Consider the following 22,360-nt stretch of genomic DNA (forward strand, 5'->3'; position numbering starts at 1 on the left):
GCGCATTGCACAAAAAAGCCGATTTTATGAGTAACAGGATCCTGCTCGTCGAAGACGATGAAGTAATGCCTAAGATAATGGAAAGGATACTTCATAGGGAAGAATATAAGATAGAACATGTCACCAACGGGAAAGAAGCTTTTCAGCGTCTCGAAGACACCAATTATGATTATGATCTGATCATTACAGATATCATGATGCCATATGCAAGTGGCTTTGAGATACTCAGCAAGGTGAAAACAAGAACAAACGGTAAACCAATTCCAGTTATTATTGTTTCTAATGCAGGTAACGAAGAGATGATCCTCGAAGGTTTCAAACTGGGAGCAGACGACTTCCTTAAGAAACCGGTCATTCCGGGCGAACTGCTCATACGGGTAAAACGCCTACTGATGCAGTATGGGGCCAGATAAGACATTGTTGTTACTGTCCACTTGAACCTTGATCAATTGACCAGTCCTGTATGGAATATAACCTATATGATTTCAGGGGCTCTTCCCTGAATATTCAGATCGCAATAATATTTATCATCATTGCGGTATCCTTCACGGTCATTGCCTACCTGTCCATACTTACCGGCAGGTACAGGGCCTACCAGCGGGAAAAGAAGCTTGCCAGCCTTCATCCCATCATAGATAACCTGCTCATGGAGCACATCCTACTCAATGACGAGCTGGCCGGTGATGTTCCGGCCGACCAGGTTGCGCTGCCCATAGAAGTGTTCCGCCTGCCCGTTTTTGAGCACAGATGGGCCAGGCAGGCGTTAATAGACAGGCTCATTGACTATAGGAATAATGTAAGAGGCGCTATGGGGGAGCAACTCCGGAACCTTTACATACAACTGGAGCTGGACAAAGATTCCCTCAAAAAAATGAAGTCCCGCAAATGGGACAAAAAAGTACAGGCACTGGCAGAACTCAGTAACATGAACATGTCCATTGCCGACGTAACCATTCTTCCCCTTACCAACAGCCGCAACCGCGAGTTGCGCGCTGCCGCCAGGCACGCTTATATCAAGCTGAGTAAGAACGAACCCTTCAAATTCTTTGACGTCGTAACAGAACCGCTCCTGATGTGGGACCAGGTAGAACTTTTTAAGATCATTTCTACCACCGAGCGTATCGCCATTCCCAACTTTGCGCAATGGATCACCTATTCTTCCAATAAAAGCATTGTCTCTTTCTGCCTTAAACTGGTAGTTCACTATAACCAGATCAGCGCCGTTCCGGCCGTTGTAAAACTACTCGACACCAAAGACCATTACCTGCGTGCAGATGCCATCAATTGCCTTGGTAAACTGAAAATGGAGAGTGTGGAAGACAAGCTCATCCAGATGTATGACAGTCAGCCGCTGAACTGTCAGCTGGAGATCCTGAAAGCCCTTGGCCGTATCAGCAGCGGCCGGTATGTCGATTTTCTCCGCCAGGAGTTCCTGCATGCCACTGATTTTGATGTTCGTAAACATGCTGCCAAATCCATCATCAACAATCAATGGGCGGCCAAAGGCCTTATTGACGAACTGGTAGAAACCGCTACTACGGAAAATAAACTGATCCTGAAACATAGTATGAACCCTTTAATTAAATACTGACCGTGAGATGGGTAATATCTGGGAAACGATAGGAAGATTTTATGAAACCACTGTTTTTATTTACGGTACAATACTGCTGGTCACCTACGCCCTGCTGGCCATCTTTTCCATGATCTCTGTCAGGGCATATGCCAGGAAAGACAAGTTCAATCAGCAAAACACCCTGCTCAGTTCTCCACTCGCTCCCGGCATCACCGTACTGGCGCCTGCCTTCAATGAAGGGCTCACCATTATCTTCAATGTGCGCTCGCTGCTCACGCTGAACTATCCGAAATATGAGATCATCATCGTCAACGACGGAAGTACAGACAACAGCCTCGAACAAATGATCAATGAATTTGAGCTCGTACAGGTTGACTTCGCCTACAATATTAAAATACAGACCAGGCCCGTCAGGAAGATCTTCAAATCGACCAACCCCGCCTATTCCAAACTGCTGGTCATCGATAAAGTGAACGGTAAAAGCAAGGCAGATGCAGTAAACGCTGGTATCAACGCCGCTTCCTATGATCATTTTGTGTGTACGGACGTGGACTGCATCCTCGACAAAAACACCCTGCTGGAGCTCATTAAACCGGTGATGCAGGAAGAGAAGAAACGTGTTATCGCTACAGGCGCTACCTTACGCATTGCCAATTCCTGTGAATTTGATGAAGGCGTAATGACGCGTATGCGCCCTCCCCGCCAGCTGTTGCCCCGCTTCCAGGAAGTGGAATATATCCGTGCCTTTGTGTTGGGTAAAATGGGCTGGAGCCTGCTCAACTGTGTACCGAACGTGTCTGGTGGCCTGGGATTGTTTGACAAGGAAATTGCTATCCGTTCCGGCGGTTACGACCATAGCTCTTTTGGTGAGGACATGGAACTGATGACGCGCATGTGCCGTTATGCATATGACAATAAGATAGATTATGCCATCCGTTATATTCCGAAAACACTTTGCTGGACGGAAGCACCGGCCAGCGTCAAGATATTCAACCGTCAACGTACCCGCTGGGCAAGAGGACTGGCACAATTGATGTATGCACACTTCAGTATGTTTATGAATCCCCGTTATGGAAAAATGGGCCTCGTCATCATTCCATATAATTTCTTTTTTGAACTGCTGGCGCCCATCATAGAATTTACCGGTATTGTTTACTACATCCTCATGACCTGCCTGGGCCTCATTAACTGGCCAACAGCGCTGGTACTGCTGCTGTTCGTATATACGTATTCTGTGATGATCACGACAATGGCCATCCTGTGGGACCAGCTTACGTTCAGGTATTATAAGACATGGAAAGAGGTGGCCTATCTCTGCTTAACACCCTTTATGGAATTCTTCCTGTACCATCCGCTGATAGTAGTATTCGCCATCCGTGGTTATTACTACTTCCTAACAGGTAAAAAGAGTACCTGGGGAAATATGCAGCGCAGGGGCTTCCAGACTACGCAGAAGGCGACAGCTACCGTTACGGCAAAGTAGCTGCGGACTTGTAATTATCATCTATAAAAACCAGGAGATATCGTGCAATTGTTTAGAAACTTTTTTGAAGGCTTTGTTTTTATATATGGCAGCGCCATGCTGCTGATGTATGCCCTCCTGGCCCTACTCTCCCTGCGCGGCATTATCAGGTTCCAGCGCAAGAACAGTTATGTGGACTATACTAAAATGCTCCAGTCACCATTGGCCCCCGGTATATCCATTATTGCACCTGCTTTCAATGAAGGCGTAACCATCATCCAGAACGTCCGTTCACTGCTCACGTTAAACTACCCCCGCTTTGAAGTGATCATCGTCAATGATGGCAGCACAGACGATACCCTGGAAAAACTGGTCAGGGAATTCCAGCTACAGGTAGTGGACTTTGCCTATAATGAACGTATCAAATCACAACCGGTAAGAAGGGTCTTCAAATCGTCCAACTCTGCCTACGAAAAACTAATGGTGATCGACAAGGTGAATGGAAAGAGCAAGGCCGACGCATCCAATGCAGGTATCAATGCAGCCGCGTACGATTACTTCCTTTGTACGGACGTGGATTGTATCATTGAAAAAGATACACTGCTGCGCATGATCAAACCATTTATGGATGAAGAGCACAATAAGACCAGGGAAATAGGAGAACCCTGCCCTGAGTGCGGTTATGTGCATATCGTGGAAGACAGCATCCGTGTTATTGCTACGGGCGCCACTTTACGTCTTGCCAACTCCTGCGAGATAGACGAAGGTGTGATCACCCGTGTACGGCCGCCGGAGAAATGGCTGCCACGCTTCCAGGAAATGGAGTACCTGCGGGCGTACGTATTGGGAAAGATGGGATGGAGCGTGATCAACTGTGTGCCCAACGTATCGGGCGGGTTGGGCCTGTTTGATAAAGAGATCGCTATCAAGGCGGGTGGTTATGACAGCAAATCCTTTGCGGAAGACATGGATATAGTAACGCGGATGTGTACCTATATGATCGACAATAAACTGAAATATGCGATCAGGTACATTCCCACTACACAATGCTGGACAGAAGGCCCTCCCACCATGAAGGTGTTCAGTCGCCAGCGCACCCGCTGGGGACGTGGCCTGGCAGAGATCATCACCATACACCGCAAAGTGATCTTTAATCCGCATTATAAGCGGCTGGGGATGATCGTGCTGCCCTATAACCTGCTTTTTGAATTCCTCGCTCCTATCATCGAGATCACAGGTATTTTTTACTATATCTACCAGATCGTTACCGGTAGTATCAACTGGCACAATGCACTGATCCTGCTGGCATTCGTGTATTTCTATTCTGTCATGATCACTACCCTGGCCATACTATGGGACCAGATCACCTACAAACAGTATAAGACCTGGAAGGAAGTGATAGGCCTGGCTTTAATGGCCTTTCTTGAACCTTTCATCTATCACCCCCTGATCGTATTCTTCGCGCTGAGGGGATATTTCCATTTCATCACAGGGCGGAAACATAGCTGGGGGAACATGCAGCGCCAGGGATTTGGCCAGCGGAAACCTGCAAATACTTAAGATGATGTCGTTATTCAAATATATACTATCCGGCGCCGTACTTTGCCTCTCCCTGCAGGTACAGGCCCAGATCTTCAGCAAAGGGAAAGATGCGGATGAGCTCTATGAAGAAGCAGTAAAAGAAACACGGCTGAATCATTACGAAAAAGCAATACAGCTCTCGAAAGAAGCCCTGCAGAAAAGACCGGACTTTACAGACCAGGAGCTATTGCTGGGAAGATTGTACATGCTGACAGGCAATACACAGCTGGCAAGACGGTATGTGAAACAGGTACTGACTAAAGCACCTGCATATTACGACGCCTATCTGTATGCTGTCAATATTGAGCTGGGCGCCAAAAAATATGAGGAAGCTGAATGTTATGTTGACGAAGGACTGTATCAGTTCCCGGGCGATAAAACGCTGATGCTGAAAAAACTCAGTATACTGGATGCATCTGAACGTTTCTTCCAGGGGGGCAATTATGCCACTGCCCTGCTGGAAAAATACAGCACCGATACCAGCGTTCAGCGGGCCTACACCGGCCACTTCCTGCTGGCAGGACGTTACTATCAGCTCAGGAACAATCAGCTGCTGGCCATGCAGAATTATGAAAGGGCATTATTGCTCGATTATAACAATGAGGAAGCCAAGTCGGCCATTACCGCCATGTATATCAAAAGCGGCAGCTATACAAGAGCAATTGAACAGGTGAATGCCGAACTGGCGGGCAATCCGGGTTCCTATGAACTGATGATGCGCAAACTGGGCATCCTGCAGGAAATGCATGATTACCCCGCCGCCATCGATCAGCTGCAACAGATCCTGAAGCGCTGGCCGGGAGATGCGAAAGCGCACAGCATGGAAACGCCCCTGCGTATGGAAGCGGCGGCATGGTACGCCAATACAGATCCTTACCTGCTGTACCAGGGCGTGCTGGAAAAAAATCCGGGTAACCGGGAAGCGCTGGATAAAGTAATTGGCCTCAGCATGTCAAGGGGCGCCTACCGGGAAGCCCTGGCCTGGATCAACAGAGGCCTGAAGAATAACCCGAACGATCAGAAATTATTATCGCTCAAACTGGATGTACTGGAAAGCGACAGGAAGTTCTCAGAGGCCGCATTACTGGCCGAGAAGCTGTATGCCGCTAACCGGTCCAGCGCAGACCTGAAGAGTCGTTATACCGCCTTAAAAATAGCCAGCGGGCGTGACTATCTGTCCCAGCAGCAATACGACCTGGCGCTGGCAGAATTTGACAAGGCCCTGCAGACAGACCCGCGGGATACGACCGCGCTGGACATGATGGCCAACACCTACATCAATCAGAAAGACAATATACATGCCCTGCAGGTATTGGACAGAGCGCTGGCGGCTTACCCGGACAACAGCCGTTTTCTCCTCAAAAAATCCGGCATACTCGCGGCTATGGGCCAGTACGATGAAGCGGCAACCATTGCAGCACAGCTGCTGCGCCGCTCTCCGGCTGATCCGAAATACGCGGCCAACCTGACGGAACTCCGCCTTACGGCTGGCCGTACGCTAATGCAGGCGGAAGAATATGATATGGCCGCCAGGGAGTTCCGTGCAGTACTGGCACAATCGCCCGATAATATCGACGCCCTGAACTATCTCATTAACCTGCAGCACGCAGTGGGTCAGGCAGACAGCGCCCTCTTGTATGCGAACCAGGCATTGACCTATTATCCTGACAATAAAGAGCTGCTGCTAAAGAAAGCCGGCATACTAACAGAGATGAAGCGGTACAACGAAGCCAATGCCCTCTCCTACCAGCTGATGCAACGTTATCCTTTCACGGCTAAATACAGGACCGCATATACCGACGGGCTCCTGGCTGCAGGTACCGCCTACCAGGGGAACAACGCGCCTGACAGTGCCCTTGCCATTTACCGGCAGGTGCTTGGGCTGAACCGGAGAGATTCCCTGGCGCTGCTCTACAGCATTAACCTGCTGAGCGACAAAAAAGAATACGACAGTGCTCTGGCCTACGCCAACCAGGGTATCCGTTTCTATCCCGACAATGCATCTTTCATACAGAAAAGAGCTGTCTTGCTGGAGAATAAAAAGCTGTATGCAGAGGCGGCGCTCGCGGCCGACTCTGTTACAAAGCTGAACCGCAGCGCGGAGAATATGGACTATGCGGATTACCTGCATAGTAAAACCATGAAGAACCAGTTTGGCATGTTCTTCCTGCATTCCAGTTACGATTACCAGGATAATTCCTATAACATTGCCACCCTGGAATACCGCCACTTCTTCAAACGGGGCTCTTATGCCGCGCGGCTGAACTATGCGGGACGGGAACAGGGCACAGGTTTACAGGGTGAAGCGGAATTGTATTACACACACAATCCGAAGTTGTACTCTTACGCCCTTGCCACCTATTCCAATGAGATCGTCTTCCCCAAAACGCGATTGGCTTATTCCCTCTTCAAAACATTCAAACATGATATAGAGGGAGAGCTGGGCATCCGCTACCTGAGTGCAGACAGTACCAACAGCATATCAGGAGTGGCCTCCATTGCAAAAACATGGAAGGAGTTCTGGGTCAATTTCCGGGCATATTTTATCAGCGATTCCCCGGAGTTTTACACCTCTTACAACCTGACGGCCCGTTACTACATGAACCGCCAGCAGGACTTTATTGCTTTCAACGCGGGCTTAGGTACTTCTCCCGACGACAGAAGCCGGCTCATACAATTCCCCAAACTTGCGGGACTGCTGACACGCAGTGTGGGGGCAGGATATCAGAAAACATTCAAATACCGTACTACGGCAGGTATTTTCGGTACCTGGATCAACCAGAAGATCAGTTCCACTGTTTTTCAAAACCAGTACGATATTTATGTAACCCTGCAACGTAAATTTTAATCACGCTATTCATGTTCAGGATGATGCACACTTTATTGTTGATAATGACCCTGCTGACCTACAACAGTTGCCAGTCTCCCAGGGGCAATATTACGCTCGTATCCAATGGCAGTTCCAGGTATGTGATAGTCTTGCCGGATGAGGCCACGAAGCATGAAACAAAAGCCGCCAGCCTTTTACAAACTTATATAAAACGGATCTCGGGCGCATCGCTGAACATTATACAGGAGAAAACATATAAAGAGCAGGCTGCTATTTTCATTGGCAACACTGAACATGTAGAACAGTTCAGAAGTGGTAAGCTGAAAGGAGAAAGTTTTTTTATTGCTACAGACAACCAGGACCTGTACATCAGGGGAGGAACCGGCAAAGGTATTCTTTACGGCGTATACACGCTGCTGGAGAATTATTTTGGTTGCCGTAAATATGCTGCGACAACTGTTACCATTCCCTCCAGCAAAAATCTACGCTTACCACAGCAACTGATGGATAAACAGGAACCCGTTTTTGTATACCGGGAAACATATTACCCTCCAGCATTTGACGATGAATACCTGGAATGGCACAAGCTGCATCGTTTGGAAGACCTCTGGGGTGTATGGGGGCATTCCTTCTTCAAGATCCTTCCGCCGAAAACATACTTTACCTCCCACCCGGAATATTATGCACTGGTGAATGGTAAAAGACAGGCTACACAGTTATGCCTGAGCAATGAAGGTGTATTTAATACGATGGTGGAGTACTTCCGCAAAGCTATTGCAAACAACCCCGATGCATTGTACTGGTCTGTTGCCGCAGAAGATGGCGGAGGCTTCTGTACCTGTGACGAATGCAGTAAAGCCAATGCAGAAGAAGGCGGCCCACAGGGCTCACTCATACGTTTTGTGAACAGGGTTGCAGCGGCATTTCCTGATCAGCAGTTCACCACACTGGCCTATCAGTATACTGCACATCCACCGCTTAAAACAAAACCGGCAGCCAATGTATACATCATGCTAAGCAGCATCGATGCTTACCGGCAGGAGCCGCTGAGTACCACGCCATCTGCTGCTGCATTCAGAAAAGACCTGGAAGGATGGGGCGCCATCACCGATCATATTTTCCTCTGGGATTATACCACGCAGTTCACCAATTACCTGGCGCCTTTTCCCGACTACAACAACCTGCAGCCGAATCTTCAGTACCTGTCAGCACATAAGGTAAGTGGCGTCTTTTCCCAGGGCAGCGGGGACACCTATAGTGACATGGCGGCCTACAACAGTTATCTGCAGGCTAAACTGCTGTGGAACCCTTCCCTGACTACGGAGGCCATCAGCAACGATTTCCTGAATGGCTATTATGGCAAAGCGGCCCCGTTCATCGGACAATATCTGCAGGCCCTGATCACTACTATGCACAACACCAAAACGCAGCTGGATATTTACGGCAATCCTGTCAACAATTATAAGAACTACCTTTCACCGGCGGCCATTGATCAGTACTCCGGTCTCCTGGATAAGGCCGAGCAGGCAGCAGCAGGTAACAATGATCTGCTCACAAAGGTTTACAATGCGAGGCTGCCATTGGAGTACACGGTATTACAGCAATCCCGTTTCTTTGGTACTGAAAAGTTTGGCTATCTTATTCCGGACAGAAACGGCTATGTTGTGAATCCGCGCTGGCCGGAACGTGTCAGGAAATTTGTGGCACAATGTAAACTGGCGGGTGTAAAGGAACTATCGGAAGGTGGCGGCAATGCAGATGCCTATCAACAGGAATGGGACACCATCTTTGCCCGCAAATGGATCAACAGCCTGGCCTTCGGGGCAAAGGTATCGCTGCTGCATCCATGGTCGGATGAGTATCCTGCCAAAAGAGAGCGCACCCTCACCGATGGTTTGCAGGGCGATAAGGACTTCAGCATCAACTGGCTGTTCATCTATGGAAATGACCTGGTAGCAACTATCGATCTTGGAGAAGAAAAGATCATTACGCAGGTGCAGATGAACTTCCTGCAGGACGCCCGGCATTACATATTCAACCCATCTGATATTGTGATAGAAACCTCTGCAGACGGCATTAATTTCAAACCAGCGGGACAGCAGCAACCTTCCTCCCTGGCTGAAGAAGATTATACGGTGGCGGTACGCAATTTCCGCTTTCGCTTAGCGGCTGTCCATGCGCGTTTCGTACGCGTTACCGGCCGTTGCCTGCAGGAGGTGCCGGCATGGCGGGAAGCACCGGCCGGCAAAAAGGCAGCCGTATGTTGTGATGAAGTATTTGTGTTGTAAGATGATAAATACCTTTTCACGGAAACTATAAAAAAAGTGGCAACTGCTGTTTGCAATTGCCACCCAAGGATATTGATCAGGATATGTTATGCTATTTCAGTTCCAGCATTACTATTGATGCCGGAGGCAGTTCCACTACAAGGTTATCACCCTGTTTCTTAGCTCCTGAGAATTTCTCGATATGCACTTTATTAGGCTGTTCAAATGTGTTGATGTCAGTTACTTTTGCTGAAGTCAGCACTTCGCCGCTCACTGTTTTCCATTTTGCCTGCTCAAAGCTGGTGCTGATGCTGATCTTCTGGGAAGGGTTTAAGTTCACGAGGGAGATATGTATGGCGCCGGTAGAATCCTGCGAAGCAGAAACATTCACCGCCGGAATCTTTTCATTACCGGAAGTGTAGTCAGGACTGTTCAGTTTAACAGGCAGGTATTGTGCATCGTGGTGTGCTTTATACAGGTCAAACACATAATAGGTAGGCGTCAGCAGCATTTTCTCCTTGTCGGTCAGGATAAGGGCCTGTAACACGTTTACAGTCTGCGCCAGTTCGGCCATTCTTACACGGTCGCTGTGATTGTTGAAGATGTTCAGTGTACTGCCGGCTATCAGGGCATCGCGCAGGCTGTTCTGCTGGTACAGGAATCCCGGATTGGTACCTGGTTCCACATTTGTCCAGATACCCCATTCGTCTACTACCAGGGCTACACGTTTCTGCGGGTCATATTTGTCCATGATAGCGGAATGTTTGATCACCAGGGAATCCATCGCCAGGCATTTTTTCATGGTAGTGAAATATTCCTGTTCGCTGAAGCTGGTAGCAGAGCCTTTATCGTTCCATGTTTTAGGTACGGTATAGTAGTGCAGGCTAAGTCCCCACATTTGTCCCAGTGGTATCTGTTTCATGCAGGTTTCTGTCCAGTTGAAATCAAAATCGCTTGCACCACTGGCGATCTTTTTCAGAGGCGCTCCCGGATAGTTACGCGCATAGGTAGCATACCTGCGGTACTGGTCAGCATAAAATGCAGGTGTCATATTACCACCGCAACCCCAGCTTTCGTTACCCACGCCCAGGAAAGTTACTTTCCATGGTTTTTCGTGACCGTTCTGTTTGCGCAGGTTACTCATAGGACTGATGCCGTCGAAGTTGAAATATTCCACCCATTTTGCCATTTCTTCTACGGTACCACTACCTACGTTAGCAGAGATATAGGGTTCTGTTTTCAGCAGTTCACAGAGTTCCAGGAATTCGTGTGTACCAAAGCTGTTGTCTTCCGTTACGCCACCCCAGTTGGTATTCACCATTTTAGGACGTTGTTCCCTTGGACCGATCCCGTCGCGCCAGTGGTATTCGTCGGCGAAGCAGCCTCCCGGCCAGCGGAGGTTAGGGATATGGATCTTTTTCAGGGCCTCTACCACATCCAGGCGTATACGGTCCTTTTTAGGCACGTTCAGTGAAGGGTCAACCCAAAAGCCATCGTAAATGCAATGCCCGAGGTGCTCTGAGAAATGTCCATAGATATGACGGCTGATGGTATGATCAGATTTGGGCTGAACCACCAGGCTTGCCGTATTTTGTGCCTTTGCCGCGTAATTGAAAAGCACCAGTAACAGTAGCGATAGCTTCTTTTTCATAATTTAGAATTTATGTATTGTCTGACTTATCAACATGTGTGAAGACGTGGAACAGGCACAAGATAGAAAAAATAACTGTCAATCATACAACTATTTTCCTTCTCTTATAATGCATGCTGCTGCCGCATTTCATCATTATCAAATATCAAACATCACGATTGTTTGTTCAGCGTATTAAAAAGTGCCTCAACTTTTTTTGAAAAAAAGGACCCAAATATTTTGCGATTTCGGACAATGTTGTACATTTGCAATCCCAATCGCGAATAACGCAGGCGGGAAGTAAAAGTTCTTAATTAAAGAGGTCAGTTTAAGCAGACAATCCTGAATAAAATTGCATCTCAGATATGCGGAAGTAGCTCATTTGGTAGAGCACGACCTTGCCAAGGTCGGGGTGGCCGGTTCGAGCCCGGTCTTCCGCTCCACAGAGAAGTCCTGCTGTAAGTACACCAGGACTTTTTTATTGCTTCGGGCTTATAAGCATATTAAACGAGGCACAACAAGTTCTTAATTAAAGAGGCCGGTTTATATTCGCACTAGCTGAATAAAACTGCATCTCACATACGCGGAAGTAGCTCATTTGGTAGAGCACGACCTTGCCAAGGTCGGGGTGGCCGGTTCGAGCCCGGTCTTCCGCTCCACAGAAAAGTCCTGGTGTATATCACACCAGGACTTTTTTTTGCCCTGTACCCAGGAAACTTCCATTGATCTGTCCCGCTTTAAATGTTCCCCTCCCCTGCCTCAAACGTCCGGTCATATCCGGCAGAGGGTATGATGTTCCAGATCATCGACCCGTTTTTTGCTCCAAATATTATTGCCCGGTGACCGACTTCTGCCATTATGCTTTTTCCCTCTGAAGGATGGGTTTTTCTGCTTAAAACAATCTTATACAAATACATAGCAATACGAAAAGATATTAATTATCATCGTATTACAAAATATTTATTTTATACAATCCTGGCAACCGTGCTACCATAGCTTATTCCCGGAGATAACCCATATATAACCCATATATAAGCCATATATAACCCATATATAACCCATATTTAAGAGATATGGGTTATATATGGGTTATATATGGATCAAGAATGGTTTACGTATGGGTTACAGAGGGGAACGGGACGAAATAAGAACCTTTTCAGCAGACCGGGCAGGACGCCTGAAAACAATAAAAAAGCCCCCTGGTCAGACCAGGGGGCTTTCGCCAATATGATTAAGTCGCTTATTTATATTTTGGATTGTACAGGGTGTTTTCCGGTACAGCTACTTCAGGTTTACCCTTATAGCGATGTTTGAACAGGTTATAACAACCTCCCAGTACAAAGCACAGAAGGCAGAAGATTGTCACATAAAACAGGAAACGGGAAGATGATACCCAGCTACCGGTAAAGTCATTCTTATTTTCAACAGTATTGTGTTCCATAGCTAAAAATTTCGCATTGCAAACTTACGTCATGTCAAATAATAATGCAAGTTATTTTTCCAGGGTCCCGAAAGTCTTACGGTTCAGGAAATAATACCTCCAGATCATGATCCCATGGAAGACGCCGGTCATATCGAGCAGCTTTTTCTGTGGCAAGCGATCTTTCGAGAACTGGTACCTGCGCCTCCAGCGGAAATAGTCCCTGTAAGCCCTTAAAATGGCCTGCATATCTTTCGGCTTACCTGCCACCAGGCTTTTTACGGCGGCCAGCAGATCCAGGAAAAAACGCTGGAATAAGATGATCCAGCGGTCGGCCGGGTGCAGGTTCTTCCAGAGCATCATCAGGTTATTCCGGAAATTCAGGTAGAGCTTACGGGGATTGCCCTGTGGCAGGCTGCCGCCTCCTACATGATAAACCACCGATTCCGGGCAATAACAGATCCTGTACCCTGCCCTTTTCAGGCGCCAGCAGAGATCCACTTCCTCCATATGTGCGAAGAAATCAGCATCAAAACCACCCACTTCATGGAAGCAGGCCGAACGTATGAAGAGGGCAGCGCCGGTAGCCCAGAAAATATCCTGGGCATCATCGTATTGTCCGCGGTCTTCCTCTGTCGTATACAGTATCCTGCCCCGGCAGAAGGTATACCCCAGGATGTCCATCCAGCCTCCCGCGGCCCCCGCGTACTCGAATTCGGTCTTCTTATCATAAAACCGCAGTTTCGGCTGGCAGGCAGCAATATGGTCGTCCGTCATCATCTGGGCCACAACCGGTTCTATCCATCCCGGTTCTACTTCGACGTCCTGGTTGAGCAATACATATATATCGGCCTTTACGTGCTGCAGGGCCATATTATAGCCACCTGCAAAGCCGTCATTGGCAGGATTCTGAATAATCTTAACTTCCGGGAAATTAGCACGCACGAACGCCACGCTATCATCTGTCGAAGCATTATCTGCCACATACAATTGCAGATTCCCGTAAGTGGAACTGCACACCGAAGGCAGGAACTTTTCCAGAAAACTACGTCCATTCCAATTCAAAATAACAACAGCTACCGATGGTAATACAGACAAAAGCAACTCTTTACGCGTGAATAATAATTTTTGCGTTACAAATATGCAACAAATTATAATAGCTTCGGAGCACCTTACTTACACTAATAACGGTTTATGCTTAATTTAGATGCCAGTATGTTTAAACAGGTCATAGGCTGGAAGTTTGTGCTTGTATCTACCGCGGTGATCATCATTGTGGGTACGATCTGGTACGTAAGCAGCATCGCCGGCAAACTGGAAGAAGAAGAAACAAAAAAAGTGGCTACCTGGGTGGCCGCCAACCGCGAATTGCTCCAGGCTTCCAACGAAGCAAACCTCAACCTGGCCGTCGAGATCATTACAAATAATACCAGCATTCCCGTTATTATCACCAATGAAAACGGTCACATTATAGACTCCCGTAACCTGGACACCACCAGGCTTTCGCGCAATCCCCAATACATGGAAGAAGAACTGGCCACTTTCAAGAACCAGCACCCTCCTTTCATTATGGAGATCGATGCAAAAAATAACCTTTACAATTATATTTATTACGGCGATTCCCTTATTCTCAAACAGGTACGCTATTACCCTTATATACAACTTATCGTGGTAGCCCTGTTCATCAGCATTGTGCTGGTAGCGCTCTCCACTTCCAACCGCGCCGTCCAGAACCTTCTGTGGGTGGGAATGGCCAAAGAAACAGCCCACCAGCTGGGCACTCCCCTCTCCTCCATAGAGGCCTGGATAGAGATCCTCAAGGACAATGAGGCCAATGAACTGGTTGCAACAGAACTGCGGAAAGACGTGGACAGGCTGAAACTCATCTCCGAACGTTTCTCCAAAATAGGCAGTGTACCACAATTGGAAGAACGGGATGTGGTGAGCCAGGTGGAAGCAATGGTGACCTACATCCGGAAAAGAGCACCGCAGAAAGTAGTGCTTACTATGCACTGCCAGGAACATGAGATCCCCTCTATGATCTCCCCCCAATTATTTGACTGGGTCATTGAAAACCTGCTGAAAAATGCCCTGGACGCCATGGAAGGGAAAGGCACCATTGATATTTATATCGAAAATCATCCGGCCAATATTGTTATAGACATCACCGACAGTGGAAAAGGCATCCCGAAAGCCAATTTTGAAAAAGTCTTCAAACCCGGGTTCAGTACCAAAAAAAGAGGTTGGGGACTGGGACTTTCACTGGCAAAACGTATTATAGAAGAGTATCATAAAGGCAGGCTGACAGTGCGTTCATCCGAGCTTAACAAGGGAACTACCTTCAGGATCCTGCTGAGAAAATGACAATAGTTATTAATTAAATTTGTTCATTATCAAAAAGCGCTTAAATTTGCACCCACTTCAGACCTGCGGAGGTGGCGAAATTGGTAGACGCGCTACTTTGAGGTGGTAGTGCCTGAAAGGGCTTGGGAGTTCGAATCTCCTCTTCCGCACAAAAACGGAGAAGAATTAATTTCTTCTCCGTTTTTCTTTTTATAAATGATCCCGTACCATTAAAGATCCAGGTCTATACTCACCACCGGCGTCAACACCGCCTTTTCAAAATCCAAAAGCAGATCGAGGCTGTCGAGCTTTTCCCGGGGATCTGCAATAACAGCTCCCACAAGCTGCTGAAACCGTGCTACAAGTATTGCTATTGTTTCGGGTAAAAACAGGTCTGAATTATATTCTACTTCACAGCTCAAAGTATCTCCTCTCTGATAAAAATTGAAAACAAGCGGAAAACGGCTTACACTTTGCATAAGCGGACGACGTTTAATGATCGCATCGCCAAAACCGCGGATGTCTTCCACGGCCGTACCCTTGCTTTGTAAAACTATCAACACATCAAAAAGGCTTTGCCTGCCCGATATGTAGGGATACTCCTGGTATGCAAACCCATTCAACACTACTGTCCTGACTTTTTGCAAGAGCTGCAGGAAATTGTCATCCTTTTCAAAAGTTGTGCGCAGGGCAAGTGTGTTTATATATAATCCTATCTGGTTCTCCAGGTAGGGATGTTCCCTGCCTGCAACCGGAGTGCCGATGCAGATATCCCGCTCACCACTTTCCCTAAAGAATAAGGCATTCATACCAGCCAGCAAAGCCATAAACAGGGTTGCATTGTGCGCTGATGCAAGCCCGGTCAGCCCTGAAGCAATGGTGCTTTCAAGTTCAAAATGTACCATTGCCCCGTTAAAAGATGTTTGCACCGGCACTTCTTTATCCGCTTTTAATATTGGATGCGGATCTGCATTCTCAAACTGTCTGGACCAATATTGCTGATGTTTTTCAAATTGCCCCTTCTTAAGCCGCTCCAACAACCACATCGTATAGTCCTTATATTGAACCGGAAGTTGTGGCAGCTCAATACCCTTACCTTTATCATATTCATGGTATAAGCCTGTAACTTCGTTCAATAACACATCTAAAGACCAGCCGTCGGCCACTATGTGATGCAGCACAAGTATCAATATACTCCTGTTGTCACCCGCATTGATCATGTCCACTTTTATAAGTGGCGGCCTGTCCAGCTCAAAGCGGTATTGCACCAGCGCATCTGCCAGCAGGTCGGGCGTTTCGCTGTGATGAAGGGAAATATTAAAACAGACCTGGTCCGGTGAAAGTATTGTTTGTTTTACCTCACCATTTTGCTCTGTAAATCCTGTCCTGAGACTTTCATGCCTGCATATCACCGTTCTGATCGCGGCCTCCAGCGCGGGCACCGACAATGGTCCCTCTACTGAATAGACGCCTGTCATATTATAGGCGAGTGCCCCGTGGTTTGCCTGGACGGCCATCCAGATCCCTTCCTGGTTAGGAGATAAAGGATAGGATGGCGCTGCCGGCGCCGCTGGTATTGGCTGAAAGCCCTCTCTTCCCTGCTCCGCCAGGCATTTTGCCAGCTGCCGGATAGTTGGCTGCAGGAAAACCGATCTCAATTTTAGCTTTATTCCCAAAAGCCGGTAGACGTCGTTGATGAGCTGCGTGGCATTCAGCGAATGCCCACCCAGGGAGAAAAAATTATCAGATACTCCTGGTGCCTTTATGCCCAGGATCTTTTCCCAAAGTGCCTGCAGGGCACTTTCCATTTCACTGGCAGGCGCTTCATAAGCGGCTGTTGATACCACACCTGCAAGCTCCATAGCCCCCAGGGCCTTCCGGTCTACTTTTCCATTTGGCGTAACCGGCATCACATCTACGACAATAAAAGCTGAGGGGATCATGTATTCAGGCAGCTTAGTGGCCAACGCCGCACGTAGATCGCTGTCATTCACTGCTTTGCCGGATACAATGAACGCAGCCAGGAACGTGCGCTGATCATCGCTCCTGCGAGCCACTACCACAGCCTGGTTTACTCCTTCTATCTCCAGGAGTTGCTTTTCTATTTCACCCAATTCCACCCGGTATCCCCTGATCTTCACCTGGTTGTCTTTCCTTCCCAGGAAGCTTATTTCTCCATGATGCAGCCATCTTCCCACATCACCGGTCCGGTATATTCTCTCTCCTTTTTCAAAAGGGCTTTGAATAAAACGCTCTGTTGTAAGGTCATCCCTCAAACGGTAGCCTTTTGCGAGACCGGCGCCACCGATATAGATCTCTCCTACGGCTCCAACCGGCACAGGCTGTCGCCAATCGTCCAATATGTAAACCCTTGTGTTACCTATGGGTGTTCCGATGATATCAACATCTTCCGGGCGCTTTATTTGCTTTATTGCAGACCAGATCGTAGTTTCCGTAGGGCCATACATATTCCATAATTCTTTGCAGCGGGTCAGTATTTTCTGCCCTGTAGCATGATCCAAAGGTTCTCCTCCGCAAAGCACTTTCAATCCGGTATTGCCCTGCCATCCGCTTACAAACAGCATATGCCATAAACTTGGCGTTGCCTGCATGATGCTCGGCTTTACGTCCTCCAGCAGCCGGATCAGGGCCTCCGGATCACTGGTCATTCCTTTATCAGCAATGTATACAGTAGCTCCTGCTACCAGCGGGAGGAAGAATTCCAGCACAGAAATATCAAAAGAATAAGTGGTAACCGCCAGGAGCTTATCAGCCTGTGCAATCCCCGGCGCTATCTGCATACTGGTCAGAAAATTAACTACCGACCGGTGGGTGATCTCGACGCCCTTTGGTTGCCCGGTAGAACCGGAAGTATATATAATGTATGCGAGGTCTCCGGCAACTGGTTTATATAAAAGATCCGTTTGTTCCATAGCACCATCCTGCAGATCTTCCGCCCTGATGATCGTCAATGCCGGCTTACCTGCAAAGAGGTCCATGTATTGCTCATCTGCGATCAGCAGGCGGCAACCGCTCTGTTCAACGATATACTCCAGACGTTCTTTCGGGAAAGAAGGATCCAGCGGTATATACGCGGCCCCAGATGCGAGTATGCCCATCATTGTGATCAGCATTTTCCCCGAACGGTCCATCATGATCCCCACAGGCGTACCCGCACCTGCCAGGTACTGCTGCTGCAGATAAGCGGCCACCCTGTCCACATATTGTCTTAGTTCCCCGTAAGTATAAGAGCACTCAGGGCCCATAACAGCAACACTGGCAGAATACACCGCTGCGGCGTCATACACCAGGTCCACAATAGTCTTTTCTTCCGGATATGTCAGTGCTGTATCGTTAAATACATGCAGCAATGTGGACAACTCCGTGCTATCCATAAAATCAATTGCGTATGCTGGTTTAGCCGGATCATTGATCACTTCTTTCAACAGCTTTCCCAGATGCCGGACCAGCATGTCCGCATCCGCTTCGTCGAAATAACCGATGTTATAATCAAGATCTACTTTTACATCTTCCTGTTCATCAAATTCTCTTACATATATCGCAAGTGCAACCCGCTCAGATTCATGCGTGAAGGGTATTACCCGGGTATCCGTATTGTGAAAAGGATGTGCATAGTCATGCTTTTCATAGGAAAATGTTACATTAAAGAGCCGGTCCTTTTGCTCATACAGTTGCAACTGCTGAATGATATGTCCCAGCGGAAAACTCTGATGGCGGTAATCCTTCCTTAGTTCATTCTTAACCTGTTTTACAATTTCCGTAAAACTACTTTCAAAATCCATGGAAACTCTTAAGGGAGAAACTCCCATGAACAAGCCCACGGTTTGTTTAAACTGCCTGCTTCCCCTGTTGAGCACCGGCAGACCTATTGCAAAATCCCGGTTGTCGTATACCCTTCCCAGGTAGATATATACACATGCCAGCAGCACATGGAATGTCGAGGCATCATTAGCCCTTGCCAACTCATTTAGCTTATCATAATCCTCCCTTTTAATATTCAATACTTTCCTGGCGCTTATATGATCACCCGGCCTTCCATCTGTATTTTTTCGTGGTATGAGCGATTCCGGCAGCGAAACGAATTTCTCCCGCCAATAAGCGGCATCATCGCGATAACTTTCGCTTTCCCTGTATTGGAGATCCTTATCAACATAATTAGTATACGGATAGTCATACCTGTGCTGCACACTACCCGTCGCAATAATATCATTATACAATTCCGTCAGTCGCTGGAACATAAGGGAGGTTCCCCAGCCATCTGTAATAATGTGATGACAAACAAAAAACAGGTAATGAAGATCTTCTGTTACCCTGACCAACCCAAACCGGTGCAGGGGCTCTCCTTCCGAAAGATCAAACGGGGTCATAAATATTTTACGCATACGCGTTTCAGCTTCCGCCTCCGCATTCGTATGCGTGCAAAGGTCCATTACCTGTAAATAGGGGGTATACTCTTCCTGCACTTTTAACTCCGGCCCATTGCTTCCTTCTGTCAGGCAGCTATGGAAAATGTCATGCTGGCTGATCAGGTGCATATAAGCCTGATTTATTGCCTCAAGGTCCAGGGCGCCCTTTATTTCGATCCGGGCGCCTATATTGTAAATAGGCGCACCGGGAAATAACTGCTGCTCAAAAAAAATATCTTCCTGCTGCAAAGTTAGTCTCATAAACTATCAGTAAGATTTTACATTAACAAACCAACAAAGTACCTGCTGAAATAGGTTTGATGCCTGTAGATGAAAAAGTGATCGCCCGCTACTTCTTCAACGCACACTTCATCATAAGACAGATGCTTCCATTCGTTGACTTCCTTTTCATTGATACCTTCATCACTTCCATAGAATACATCTATAGGTATGGAAATAGGCGCTTTATTTTCATACCTGAACTCTTCTATACTTTTAAAATCTGCCCTCAGCACAGGTTCAAAAAACTCCATCAGCATCAGCTCATCTTTTAATTCCTGCGGAATACCACCGAGAGCCATTACTTCTTCCCAGAACTGCGCCGCAGGGAGATGGGCTATTCTGCGCTGACGCCTTACAGTAGGCGGGTTACAGCCGGTAACCACCAGCTTCAGGGGTTTTCTGAATCCTGCTGCCTCAATTTCCCGGCATACGAGAAATCCCACCAGGCCTCCCATACTATGGCCATAAATAACGTAGTCTTCATTTCGTATACGTTTCTTCACCTGTTCAAATGCATCTTTTACTATTTCTTCCAGGGTATACAACAGAGGATCGTCGATCCTCATGCCTCTTCCAGGATATTCCAGTACAGTAAATTTTATAAATTCGGGAAGCATTTCCTTTAAATATGCGAAGGAGTATTTCCCTCCTCCTGCAAATGGGAAGACGATCACTTTCATATTCGCTTATATTGGGTTAACTCGGGGTAGAGACGCTCTACTTTACGTTGCAGGGCATCAAATTCAATTTTAAAACCTATGGGATTGGCAATCCATTCTTTTGTTGTACGTGCCACCTCAGCATCTATCAGGCTGAAAGGGCCGGTTTGCCGGCACAGGATATTTATCCTGCAAGCCCTTTCGAGCGCCACCATATACATAACAGCCGTTTCAATGCTTTCCCCACAGGTAATGGCGCCATGATTGGCCAGGATCGCGGCGCTCTTGCCATTCAATGCCCTGGCCAGCTTCATGGAATCTTCCACTTCGTTGACAGGGCCATTGTATTCATTATAAAGGGCCAGGTTCTCGAAAAACATACAGCAGTTCTGGTCTACCGGTTCTATAAGGCTGTTCAGCGCGGAAAAGACCGTTCCCCAGGGAGAATGCGTATGCACAATACAGTTCAGTTCCGGGTACATTTTATGGATAGTAGCATGTATGCAGAAACCAGCTACGTTGACCGGGTGGTCACCGTCTACAATAATACCATCTTCATTTACCATAATCAGGTTATCCGGTGTCACTTCTTCAGACAGCATGCCGAATGGGTTCACCCAAAAGAGGCCTTCCTTACCCGGTACTTTAAAACTGATATGACCACTGATACCACCTTCTTCCAGGTGCAGGGCTGCCATGATCCTGTTGGCTACGGAAAGCTTGTATTTTAACGCTGCTTCACTGCTCTCTGTATTTAACCTGTTCACATAATGTGAGGCGGTCCTCATCCTGGAATCTGCTACTGCCTGCTGATCTACCAATAAACCCTTATCCGCTTGTTTAAACTGGTTAGCATGTTCTTCCGTCATAGCTACAAGGATGCTGCGGCTACCCTTGAAGGGAGCACGCCCATGAGAGTAAAGCATATTATCGAGCATGATCAGGTCACCCTCCTGCCAGTCGAATGAAAAGGCGGCTTTATAATAGGCAGCCTTTATCGCTGTCAATGTATCGACTGGTATAGCACTATGATCACCGTAGTAAGCATTCCTCGGAAGCTGTTCTTCTCCGTATTCCTCTAACAGGTATTCATATACCTCCTTTTGCAGGTTGGTGTAATGAAAGAGGTGCGCCTGGTTAAACCAGACCTTTTCCCCAAGTACAGGATGCAGCAGCACTCCCTGTGCCAGCTGCATGGTCCTTAACTGCCCGTCCCCTTTCCACTCCAGCTGTATCCCTCTCTTTTTGCAGTATTGTTCTACCTCTTCCTTATTCTCAGTCTGGAAGAATTGCTTCCAGCTGATGTCCATTTCATTAGTGAAATTCCGTACATACAATACCCCATGTTCTTCAAATTTCCTCCTTGTTCCCTCATCAAGAAGGCGATACACGGCGCGGCTGTCACATACAGGTGTTTGTCCACCTTCTGCTGCAGGCTGCTCGCAATAGAAGAATATCTTCCCTGCCCAATGGTCACTGTATGAATGCTCATTATGCTGTACTATGGCATGCTCCTGAGGGAACTCTGTGGAAGTATATACCTTCGCTTCCAATTGTGTTCTGGGTGTGGAGGGTTCTGTATAATTCAGCAGTTCACTCCCCGAAACAGCGCGGGCAATATCGGAGAATTGCCGCCTGTCCTCCAGGGGCTTAAAGCCCCTGAACAGTACTATTCGCCCTTCCTCAAATACGCTTTTTACATAATCAAGATTATCAGTGATCCATTTGTTGAGCGTAAGACCCGGCTTTTTGCATTCCAGCACAGTGATCTTTGTATATTCATTTCCTATGCTTTTCCTTTCACTGTCTTCAATACTACTTTTCGGTACGAATACTTTTGGTTTGGTACTTAACAAACCCTCTAAACTATTTTTGTTTACCGCCAT

General features: G+C 47.5%; 13 protein-coding genes and 3 tRNA genes. 10 read left to right on the forward strand and 6 right to left on the reverse strand.

All coding sequences use genetic code 11. The annotated features are described in order from the left end of the window. Positions 1-26: 26 nt before the first annotated feature. From MYF79_RS28000 to MYF79_RS28025, 6 genes are read left to right on the forward strand one after another with little or no spacing between them, the layout of a single operon-like run. Entirely contained in the window at positions 27-413 is a 387-nt protein-coding gene (locus tag MYF79_RS28000) for a PleD family two-component system response regulator (RefSeq protein WP_247811175.1), read from the forward strand. 50 nt (positions 414-463) lie between these two features. Beyond that, positions 464-1,591, forward strand: a complete 1,128-nt coding sequence (locus MYF79_RS28005) for a HEAT repeat domain-containing protein (RefSeq protein ID WP_247811176.1) — start codon at positions 464-466, stop codon at positions 1,589-1,591. A 7-nt stretch (positions 1,592-1,598) separates the two neighbouring features. Continuing rightward, complete coding sequence (locus MYF79_RS28010) at positions 1,599-3,056, forward strand: glycosyltransferase family 2 protein (RefSeq protein WP_247811177.1); 1,458 nt, start codon at positions 1,599-1,601, stop codon at positions 3,054-3,056. 42 nt (positions 3,057-3,098) lie between these two features. Next, positions 3,099-4,595: a glycosyltransferase family 2 protein gene (locus tag MYF79_RS28015; RefSeq protein ID WP_247811178.1), complete on the forward strand. Its 1,497-nt coding sequence runs from the start codon at positions 3,099-3,101 to the stop codon at positions 4,593-4,595. A 1-nt stretch (position 4,596) separates the two neighbouring features. Next, positions 4,597-7,464, forward strand: a complete 2,868-nt coding sequence (locus MYF79_RS28020; RefSeq protein WP_247811179.1) for a tetratricopeptide repeat protein — start codon at positions 4,597-4,599, stop codon at positions 7,462-7,464. A 20-nt stretch (positions 7,465-7,484) separates the two neighbouring features. Continuing rightward, a complete protein-coding gene (locus MYF79_RS28025) occupies positions 7,485-9,734 on the forward strand; it encodes a DUF4838 domain-containing protein (RefSeq protein ID WP_247811180.1) in 2,250 nt (749 codons plus the stop codon). A gap of 91 nt (positions 9,735-9,825) precedes the next feature. On the opposite strand, the gene MYF79_RS28030 is transcribed toward MYF79_RS28025, so the two are convergent. Then, positions 9,826-11,364: an alpha-N-arabinofuranosidase gene (locus tag MYF79_RS28030; RefSeq protein ID WP_247811181.1), complete on the reverse strand. Its 1,539-nt coding sequence runs from the start codon at positions 11,362-11,364 to the stop codon at positions 9,826-9,828. Positions 11,365-11,710: 346 nt separating this feature from the next. Here MYF79_RS28030 and MYF79_RS28035 point away from each other — a divergent pair. Both MYF79_RS28035 and MYF79_RS28040 read left to right on the forward strand, forming a co-directional pair. Beyond that, positions 11,711-11,786, forward strand: a tRNA-Gly gene (locus tag MYF79_RS28035). Between the two features lie 140 nt (positions 11,787-11,926). Next, positions 11,927-12,002 (forward strand) — tRNA-Gly (locus MYF79_RS28040). Positions 12,003-12,583: 581 nt separating this feature from the next. Here the strand turns inward: MYF79_RS28040 and MYF79_RS28045 are convergent. Both MYF79_RS28045 and MYF79_RS28050 read right to left on the reverse strand, forming a co-directional pair. Further along, entirely contained in the window at positions 12,584-12,784 is a 201-nt protein-coding gene (locus MYF79_RS28045; protein ID WP_199652726.1) for a hypothetical protein, read from the reverse strand. Between the two features lie 51 nt (positions 12,785-12,835). After that, positions 12,836-13,861, reverse strand: a complete 1,026-nt coding sequence (locus MYF79_RS28050; protein WP_247811182.1) for a glycosyltransferase family 2 protein — start codon at positions 13,859-13,861, stop codon at positions 12,836-12,838. 96 nt (positions 13,862-13,957) lie between these two features. Here MYF79_RS28050 and MYF79_RS28055 point away from each other — a divergent pair, with 96 nt between their 5' ends. Further along, on the forward strand, positions 13,958-15,127 hold the full coding sequence (locus MYF79_RS28055; protein ID WP_247811183.1) for a sensor histidine kinase: 1,170 nt from the start codon (positions 13,958-13,960) through the stop codon (positions 15,125-15,127). Between the two features lie 65 nt (positions 15,128-15,192). Then, positions 15,193-15,276, forward strand: a tRNA-Leu gene (locus tag MYF79_RS28060). Positions 15,277-15,336: 60 nt separating this feature from the next. Here MYF79_RS28060 and MYF79_RS28065 read toward each other — a convergent pair. The 3 genes from MYF79_RS28065 to MYF79_RS28075 are packed head-to-tail and all read right to left on the reverse strand — an operon-like array spanning position 15,337 to position 22,360. Next, positions 15,337-19,794, reverse strand: coding sequence for an amino acid adenylation domain-containing protein (locus MYF79_RS28065; RefSeq protein WP_247811184.1), 4,458 nt, complete (start codon positions 19,792-19,794; stop codon positions 15,337-15,339). A gap of 17 nt (positions 19,795-19,811) precedes the next feature. Beyond that, positions 19,812-20,495: a thioesterase II family protein gene (locus MYF79_RS28070; RefSeq protein WP_247811185.1), complete on the reverse strand. Its 684-nt coding sequence runs from the start codon at positions 20,493-20,495 to the stop codon at positions 19,812-19,814. Next, on the reverse strand, positions 20,492-22,360 hold the full coding sequence (locus tag MYF79_RS28075) for a class II aldolase/adducin family protein (RefSeq protein ID WP_247811186.1): 1,869 nt from the start codon (positions 22,358-22,360) through the stop codon (positions 20,492-20,494). Before MYF79_RS28075 ends, MYF79_RS28070 begins: the two co-directional genes overlap by 4 nt.

Origin of the sequence: Chitinophaga filiformis, assembly GCF_023100805.1 — a bacterium.
Taxonomy (GTDB): Bacteria; Bacteroidota; Bacteroidia; order Chitinophagales; family Chitinophagaceae; genus Chitinophaga; species Chitinophaga filiformis_B.

Excerpts from the sequence above, each read along its gene's own strand:
- MYF79_RS28000 (WP_247811175.1), top strand. The coding sequence starts at position 27 with ATGAGTAACAGGATCCTGCTCGTCGAAGACGATGAAGTAATGCCTAAG.
- MYF79_RS28005 (WP_247811176.1), top strand. The coding sequence starts at position 464 with ATGGAATATAACCTATATGATTTCAGGGGCTCTTCCCTGAATATTCAG.
- MYF79_RS28010 (WP_247811177.1), top strand. The coding sequence starts at position 1,599 with ATGGGTAATATCTGGGAAACGATAGGAAGATTTTATGAAACCACTGTT.
- MYF79_RS28020 (WP_247811179.1), top strand. The coding sequence starts at position 4,597 with ATGATGTCGTTATTCAAATATATACTATCCGGCGCCGTACTTTGCCTC.
- MYF79_RS28025 (WP_247811180.1), top strand. The coding sequence starts at position 7,485 with ATGATGCACACTTTATTGTTGATAATGACCCTGCTGACCTACAACAGT.
- MYF79_RS28030 (WP_247811181.1), bottom strand. The coding sequence starts at position 11,364 with ATGAAAAAGAAGCTATCGCTACTGTTACTGGTGCTTTTCAATTACGCG.
- MYF79_RS28045 (WP_199652726.1), bottom strand. The coding sequence starts at position 12,784 with ATGGAACACAATACTGTTGAAAATAAGAATGACTTTACCGGTAGCTGG.
- MYF79_RS28055 (WP_247811183.1), top strand. The coding sequence starts at position 13,958 with ATGCTTAATTTAGATGCCAGTATGTTTAAACAGGTCATAGGCTGGAAG.
- MYF79_RS28065 (WP_247811184.1), bottom strand. The coding sequence starts at position 19,794 with ATGAGACTAACTTTGCAGCAGGAAGATATTTTTTTTGAGCAGCAGTTA.
- MYF79_RS28070 (WP_247811185.1), bottom strand. The coding sequence starts at position 20,495 with ATGAAAGTGATCGTCTTCCCATTTGCAGGAGGAGGGAAATACTCCTTC.
- MYF79_RS28075 (WP_247811186.1), bottom strand. The coding sequence starts at position 22,360 with ATGGCGGTAAACAAAAATAGTTTAGAGGGTTTGTTAAGTACCAAACCA.